Origin of the sequence: Mycobacterium sp. (assembly GCF_032162605.1) — a bacterium.
Taxonomy (GTDB): domain Bacteria; phylum Actinomycetota; class Actinomycetes; order Mycobacteriales; family Mycobacteriaceae; genus Mycobacterium.
The window spans coordinates 1-6,711 of the sequence record NZ_JAVROT010000248.1 but is presented as its reverse complement, the minus strand read 5'-3'; the positions used below and the strand labels follow the sequence as shown (position 1 = coordinate 6,711).

General features: G+C 66.1%; 10 protein-coding genes. 6 read left to right on the top strand and 4 right to left on the bottom strand.

The genetic code is table 11. The annotated features are described in order from the left end of the window. The 4 genes from QOI01_RS15000 to QOI01_RS14985 all read left to right on the top strand — a co-directional run. On the top strand, positions 1 to 861 hold an 861-nt coding region (locus QOI01_RS15000), incomplete at its 5' end, for a class-III pyridoxal-phosphate-dependent aminotransferase (protein WP_526382196.1). Positions 862 to 918: 57 nt separating this feature from the next. Further along, complete coding sequence (locus QOI01_RS14995) at positions 919 to 1,242, top strand: ArsR/SmtB family transcription factor (protein ID WP_526382194.1); 324 nt, start codon at positions 919 to 921, stop codon at positions 1,240 to 1,242. Continuing rightward, positions 1,242 to 1,928 carry a cation efflux transmembrane domain-containing protein gene (locus tag QOI01_RS14990; RefSeq protein WP_526382192.1) on the top strand — a complete coding sequence of 229 codons (687 nt, stop codon included), beginning with the start codon at positions 1,242 to 1,244 and terminating at the stop codon, positions 1,926 to 1,928. Before QOI01_RS14995 ends, QOI01_RS14990 begins: the two co-directional genes overlap by 1 nt. Before the next feature lie 99 nt (positions 1,929 to 2,027). Then, positions 2,028 to 2,456, top strand: a complete 429-nt coding sequence (locus QOI01_RS14985) for a hypothetical protein (RefSeq protein WP_526382190.1) — start codon at positions 2,028 to 2,030, stop codon at positions 2,454 to 2,456. Positions 2,457 to 2,719: 263 nt separating this feature from the next. Here QOI01_RS14985 and QOI01_RS14980 read toward each other — a convergent pair whose 3' ends face one another. Together QOI01_RS14980 and QOI01_RS14975 are read right to left on the bottom strand one after the other, a co-directional pair. Next, positions 2,720 to 2,977 carry a hypothetical protein gene (locus tag QOI01_RS14980; protein WP_526382188.1) on the bottom strand — a complete coding sequence of 86 codons (258 nt, stop codon included), beginning with the start codon at positions 2,975 to 2,977 and terminating at the stop codon, positions 2,720 to 2,722. Between the two features lie 28 nt (positions 2,978 to 3,005). Continuing rightward, a complete protein-coding gene (locus QOI01_RS14975) occupies positions 3,006 to 3,698 on the bottom strand; it encodes a guanylate cyclase (RefSeq protein ID WP_526382186.1) in 693 nt (230 codons plus the stop codon). 26 nt (positions 3,699 to 3,724) lie between these two features. Here QOI01_RS14975 and QOI01_RS14970 point away from each other — a divergent pair, with 26 nt between their 5' ends. Continuing rightward, a complete protein-coding gene (locus QOI01_RS14970) occupies positions 3,725 to 3,886 on the top strand; it encodes a hypothetical protein (RefSeq protein ID WP_526382184.1) in 162 nt (53 codons plus the stop codon). Positions 3,887 to 3,998: 112 nt separating this feature from the next. On the opposite strand, the gene QOI01_RS14965 is transcribed toward QOI01_RS14970, so the two are convergent. Together QOI01_RS14965 and QOI01_RS14960 are read right to left on the bottom strand one after the other, a co-directional pair. Next, the gene (locus tag QOI01_RS14965) at positions 3,999 to 5,063 is read right to left on the bottom strand and encodes a cupin domain-containing protein (protein ID WP_526382182.1); all 1,065 of its coding nucleotides are present in this window, start codon (positions 5,061 to 5,063) and stop codon (positions 3,999 to 4,001) included. 154 nt (positions 5,064 to 5,217) lie between these two features. Then, positions 5,218 to 6,000: an adenylate/guanylate cyclase domain-containing protein gene (locus QOI01_RS14960; protein WP_526382198.1), complete on the bottom strand. Its 783-nt coding sequence runs from the start codon at positions 5,998 to 6,000 to the stop codon at positions 5,218 to 5,220. 139 nt (positions 6,001 to 6,139) lie between these two features. Here QOI01_RS14960 and QOI01_RS14955 point away from each other — a divergent pair, with 139 nt between their 5' ends. Continuing rightward, positions 6,140 to 6,556 carry an ester cyclase gene (locus QOI01_RS14955; RefSeq protein ID WP_526382180.1) on the top strand — a complete coding sequence of 139 codons (417 nt, stop codon included), beginning with the start codon at positions 6,140 to 6,142 and terminating at the stop codon, positions 6,554 to 6,556. The last annotated feature ends 155 nt before the right edge of the window (positions 6,557 to 6,711 follow it).

Below are 6,711 nucleotides of genomic sequence, written 5' to 3'. Positions count from 1 at the left end.
AGCGCCGGGCGGCGAGGCTACGGACCCCCGATGCCGGGCAATCTCACTCTGCCAACGCCGAATGCCTATCGGTCGCCGTTCCGTCACGCCGATGGCACCTACGACTGGCGCTCCGAGCTCGAGTACGGATTCGCCATCGTCGATGCGCAGTCGTCCGGCAGCTTGGCGGCGTGTCTCGTCGAGCCGATCCTGTCCTCCGGCGGGATCATCGAACCGCCGGTCGGTTACTTGCGGCGGCTCGGTGAACTCTGCGTGGAGCGCGGCATGCTGTTGATCGTCGACGAGGCGCAGACCGGGATCGGCCGCACCGGATTGATGTATGCGCATCAGCGCGACGGAATCGTCCCGGACCTCCTGACGCTTTCGAAGACCCTCGGCGCTGGCCTGCCCGTGGCCGCCGTGGTCACCAGCGAGGAGATCGAATCCGTCTGCCACGAAAGAGGATTCCTGTTCTTCACCACACACGTGTCGGATCCCCTGGTGGCAGCCGTCGCCCTGACCGTCCTCGCCGTCGTCGAGCGCGACGGCCTCGTCGACAGGGCCGACGTTCTTGGCCGACGGCTCGGGGTACGGCTGACCGGCATGCGCGACCAGTACGAACAGGTCGGCGACGTCCGAGGCCGCGGCTTGTTGCAAGGCATCGAATTGGTGTCCGACAAGGTGAGCAAGGCGCCGGCGGACGCCCTTGGCGCCGAGGTCACCGCGGCATGCCTCGAACGGGGACTGCATATGAACATCGTGCAGCTGCCCGGCATCGGGGGGATCTTCCGGATCGCCCCGCCGCTGACGATCACCGACGCCGAACTCGATGCGGGGCTGGACATCCTGGAGGAGTCGCTGTCCGCCGTCCTCGTGGAGTAAACCCCGCCAGCTGAGTACAGACTTCCGTGAATCCAGTTTCGGCTGTACTCTCGCGTCATGAAGACGTTGGTCGAGCGCGATGCGCTGGCTCGGTTCGGTTACGCATTGTCCGATTCGACGCGTGCCCTGATCCTGTTACGACTGCGCGATGGTGGGCGATATCCGTCAGACCTCGCCGACGGCATCGGCGTGTCCCGTCAGATCGTGTCGAATCACCTCGCGTGTCTGCGTGGTTGTGGCCTCGTCGTGGCCCTGCCCGAGGGGCGCCGTAGCCGCTATGAGCTCGCCGACCCGCGCATCGCTCACGCGCTCGACGACCTCGTCGGCTTGGTACTCGCGGTCGACCCGGCCTGCTGTTCGAGCGATCAAGGTTGCTGCTGATGGCCGACGACCTCGGACTTCCGGCGCCTCGACCCACCTTGCAGGTCGACCGTCGGCGGGTGTTGTCCGACCGGATCCGGCTGTTCGTTGCCGCGACCATCACCTACAACGTGATCGAGGCGGCCGTCGCGCTGGCCGAGGGTTCCCGCGTCTCCTCGACGGCCTTGATCGGTTTCGGATTGGACTCGGTGATCGAAGTGTCGTCGGCGGCGGCAGTCGCGTGGCAGTTCGCGGGTGCGGACCCGCAGGCGCGCGAGAGGGTGGCGCTCCGGATCATCGCATTCTCGTTCTTCGGGCTCGCGGTCTTCGTGGCGATCGACTCGTTGCGCTCGTTGTTGGGCGCAGGGGAGGCCCGCCACTCCGTGGTCGGGATAGCCTTGGCTGCAGTCAGTTTGGCTATCATGCCACTGTTGTCGTGGGCTCAGCGCCGGGCAGGTCGCGAATTGGGATCGCTGTCCGCCGTCGCCGACTCCAAACAGACCCTGCTGTGCACCTACCTATCGGCGGTTCTGTTGGTAGGGCTGCTGCTCAACAGTCTGTTCGGTTGGTCGTGGGCCGACCCGATCGCCGCACTGGTAATCGCGGCCATCGCGGTGCGAGAAGGTCTCCAGGCATTGCGCGGCGAAACGTGTTGTGCCGTAGTACCGGCCGCGACCCGAGCCGACTGCGACTGCTGCGAGGACTGAGCCGTCCCGGCTCGGTCACGCTGCACTGAATAGATCTCGCGTTTCCGGAGTTAGACCCCGCAGAAGACATCACGCCAGTCAGACGCGAGGAGTTCGACCATGCCCGTCATCCGCTTTCACATCAGCTCCGCACTCAGCGCGCCGGAACTGATGGCGTTGCTGACCGACTTCAGTTCCGCACGGCCACGGGTCTGGCCGTCGATCGATGCCGACCACTTCCGGGTGCACGCGCTGGGCGACACGTGGGCAGAGGTCACCGAAGGAACCGCGTCGGCGTGGGAACGCGGGCGGTACGAATGGGATGCCCAACGCTCACGGGTCACCGTCACCACACACGATTCGAAGGTCTTCGGCCCCGGCGGCGGGTGGACGTTCCAGCTCGTCCCCGAGGCAGACGGGACCGGCGTCGACGTCGAACTCACCCGTCGCCCCATGGGACTGAAGCGCAAGGTGCTGGCCGGGCTGCTGCCGCTGGTCGCTCCGTCGGCGTTGAAGAAGTCGTTCGCGGGACCACTGCGGGCCAGGTGACACGGCATCGGCCTGTCCGGTGCGACGACCGAACTGCGGAACATGTGCGGAGCTGGGAGGTGTCGCCGCCATGCCATTGCAGGTGGCGGAACCGTTGGGACAGAATGGGTTCAAGCTGGACCTGGGCCGGCGCAGTGAGGTTCGGGCGTTGACGAGGGCATATGCAGAATGGGGCGTATCACACGGGAGTGTTCCGGTGGACGTCTCGAACGGGCGTGGGACGCAAACCCGCAACTCATCGGAGAGAGCGCGCTTTCCGGTGGCTAGGTGACGTCCCCGATCGTCTTGTCCTGACTGCCCGCCGTCGCGCAGAAGGCCAGCGTGCGCTGCACCATGCCCTGAACGTCGGACGTCGAGGAGTTGAGACCGTTGCGTTCCTTTAGCATCCGCGCGACCGCGGCGCCGCGTGCGTCCTGGCTCATGCCGTCGAAGTCCCGGCACGTGGTGGATTCTCCGCCGTTGCCTGCACAGCCGGCGACCGCGACACCAATGGCGGCCAACACCGCGACGGTTCGATACATGGCTCGACGCTACGGGATCAGCCTGTGCCTAGAGGACGACGGAGATCTCGTCGCTCAGCCGATAGCCCGGGGCCAGGGGCAGGGTGTCGCCGCTCCAGAACTTGCCAGGGTCGAACCAGTTCGTGTCCTTGTCTCCTGCCAGCAGGCCCATTTCCTGGTAGGTCAAGGCCACCGTCTCCGCGCAGTACGCGGTCTCGAGGCCGACCCTGCGTCGTTCCGCCCGCTTTCGTCCGGTCACCTTCTTGACCCGGTCCTCCAGGACGGGGATCCCCCTCGTCCAGTCCGTCGCCGTCGGGACGCGCCCGCGGAACCACCGGGCTGTGAGCCGCACAGTGGTCGGGAACGCGGTCCCGTCCATCCTGGCGATCACGCGGAGCAGGTCGTCCTCCTGCTGCCGAGTGGCGTACGGGGTCATCTGCCGCAGCCAGCACCGTTGGCCGTAGGTGAGCATCCACCGTTCGACGGCCTGGCGCAGATCGTTGAGCTGCACGCCGCGGTGAGTGCCGCCGCTCCACAGGCACTCGAGTTTGTCGCCGAGCTCGGCATGCCAGATCAGAGGCTGCAGATCGTCGATCGCCACCGTCATCCCGACGTGGTTGACCGGGGCGTTGGTCATCGTCTGGATCGCCCGGTCGGGCCCCGACTCCCCGCGGAACAGCCAGATGTCGCCGGTCCGGGTTTCGGCCAGCGCGCGGTCGAGCGTCACCGTGTTCGCATCCACCAGGGCAGCTTAGGCAGACTGTGGCCATGCGAGGCATATGGAAGTGGGTTGGGCTGGCCGGTGTCGCCGGAGTCGTGGCGGGCGGCGCGCTGGTCGCGCGTGATCAACGCAAGCGCAATTCCTACACTCCGGACGACATCCGGGCGAAGCTGCACCAGCGCCTAGCCGAGTCGGGGTCGGCGGAGTAGCCGCCGGCGTGCGCGGTGGGCATGCCGTGCGGGTCTGCAACATCAGGGGCGGCACCGCACTGATGAGCGCCGTCGGTGGTGGTGACGATGCTCATGTCGTTCTCCCGTTGGATCAGGCCTGACCGACGCCGTGGGCGTCGACGGGGTTGACGCGTCCGACGACGAGCGGGTCGGCCGGGGTGAGCGGGAACTGCGGCAGGTCCTCGATGTGGGTGTTGAAGGCGGCCGCCAGCACCTCGCGTGAGTAGGCGCTTGCCGAGGCGCGGTAACCGATGTCCGCAGGGACGGGCTGATCGAAGAAGATCAGGAAGTGCCAGTCGTCGGTTCCGATGTTCTCGATGTGGTGCGGGTAGGCGCGCGGGATGAAGTACATGTCGCCGGTGGTCATGGTCCAGGTGTCAAGCATGCCATCGGGATTCATGACGGTCATGCGGGCGTCGCCATGCTGGACGTAGCCCATCTCGGCGGTGACGGGATGCCAATGCGGCTCGCGCATCCCGTCGTCGGTCACGCGCAGCGAGTACATCGAGATGTCCTTCAGTATCGGCCAGTACTGATCCCTGGCGAAGCGCGCGTTGCCCGTGGCGTAGTTCAGCGGGGGCTCCTGGCCTTCGACGTCGAACTTGTGCGGATCGTTGAAGTACGCGCTTGCCGGGATCACGGGATCGCCGATGCGGGCGGCCAGCTTGTGGTCGGCGGTGGTGCGGCGGATCTTGGCGAGGTCGGAGGCGGGCAGGTCGTAGGTATTGCCGAGCACGGCGTCACTGAACGCGCCGAACGTGGCGCCGAATCCGAAGTCCTCGGGGCGTTCGTCGCGGAAGGCGATGATGAACTCGGCGACGTCCTCGCCGACGTTCTCGATGTGGTGAAGCGATCCGGAGTTGGCGTGGAACATCTGCCCGGCGGTGACGATGAAGCTGGAGAACTTGCTGCCGTCGTCGAGAATGGACACCAGTGCGGTGCCGGACACGCAGTAGGTCAGTTCGTTGGCGTTGGCGTGCCAGTGCGGAGTCCGCATCGCGCCCGGGTTGAGCAGCACCCGCTTGATCGACAGACCCTTGAGGATCGGCAGGTTGTCGGCGGTGACCCGTCGCATCGAACCCAGGCCGGACTCCTCGACGATCTCGCCGTCGAGCAGGGAGAGAGTGTGGCTGCTGCGGGTGATGGACGTGGTCATTAGCAAGCCTCCTGATTGGCGGTCGAAAGGTGCCCTGCGGTGTGACGTTGATCTTGCTCGTATCATGGTGCGGCCGTCGGCAATGCTGACCGCAATCGTGCGTGGCGGCTGGCCGGAGAGCCCACTACCGGGTAGCTGCAAGGCCGGCCTCGAATCACACCCGCACCGCGTAGAGGCGGTGACTGCCGCTGAACCCCTTCAGTTCGACATCGCGGCCGTCGTCGAAGGCGATGGCGTCGTCCTCGGCGCTGTCCTTGCAGGCGTCGCGGACCGACTCGCTTACGAGGACCTCTCCGCCGTCGGCCGCCGAGGCGACCCGCGCAGCCATCGCGACGTTGCGGCCGAACAGGTCGTCACCACGCCGCACCGACTTGCCTGCGTGGATGCCGATGCGAACCCGTATGCCCCCCGCCCGCTTGCCGAGTTCACGTTGCACGTCGACGCTGCACCTGACGGCCTGCTCCGGCTGCGCGAAGGCGATCATGAACCCGTCGCCCTGGCTCTTCACGACGTAGCCGTGGTGGCGCTTCACGTAGCGGCTGACCATCCTGTCGTGCCGCTCGATCAGCCGGACCCAGGCCCTGTCGCCGATGCGTTCGTTGAGTGCAGTCGACTCCTCGATGTCGGAGAAGAGGATGGCCACGCGTCCGTTCGAGGACAGCCGCGCCAGGTCGGGGCGCTCGACCTCGGCCCAGTCGGCAAGGTCCTCGATGTTGGATCGGACCGCTGCGCCGAAGCCCTCCTTGCGCAGAATGTTCGCGGTCTGCCAAACGGTCTTGACCGCCTCCCGGCCTCCGGAGATCAGGTTGGTGCGGGTGTCGAGTCTGCGTTGCAGTTCGGCGAGTTCCTCGTCGCGGTTCGCGAGTCGCCGCCACAGCACGATCAGCGCGATCGCCTCCACCGCCGCGACGACGAGCAGGCCGTAGACCGTGATCATCGATACCGTCACCGCCCAAGTATTGGATGCCGAAGCCGTGATGTGCGCGAAGTGTGTGCCTGGATGTCGTCGAGTTCGGGTTCCGTGCCTCCATCGCTCGATACCCTCGGCATGTGGGTTGAGCGAAGGGAGGGGACCCATGACTTCGATTAGAGATACGGCCGAACGCTTCTTCGACGCCTGTGAGGCGGGGAAGGGTTGGGACGAGTGCGAGCAGTACTGTCGACCGGGCGCGACGTTCTCCGCCCAAGTCGACACCCTGGATGGAGTGCAAACCCTCGAGGCCTACACGGAGTGGATGAGGAACCTTCTCGCACTTCTACCTGACGGCAATGCCGAAGTACGGTCGTTCGCCGTCGACGAAGCGCGGAACAACGTATCGGCGTTCGGCGTCTTCCGCGGAACACACACCGGAGAGGGCGGTCCCGTACCACCCACCGGGAAGAGCGCGGCGGCCGACTACGTCTACGTCATGGACTTCGATGGTGACAAGATTCGCCACCTGACGAAGATTTGGAACGACGCAATCACGTTACGGCAGTTGGGGTGGGCGTAGCGGTCAGACCGAGGGCTCGACTACGTTCCGTCGTCGTCGGGGTCGGCGAGGAGGCGTTCGGGGTGGTGGTAGAAGTTGGTGCGGGTTTGGCCGGTGTCGAGGTGTGGGGGTGGGATCCATTCGGCGTTTCCGTTGCGGATCTGGACGGTCCAGCC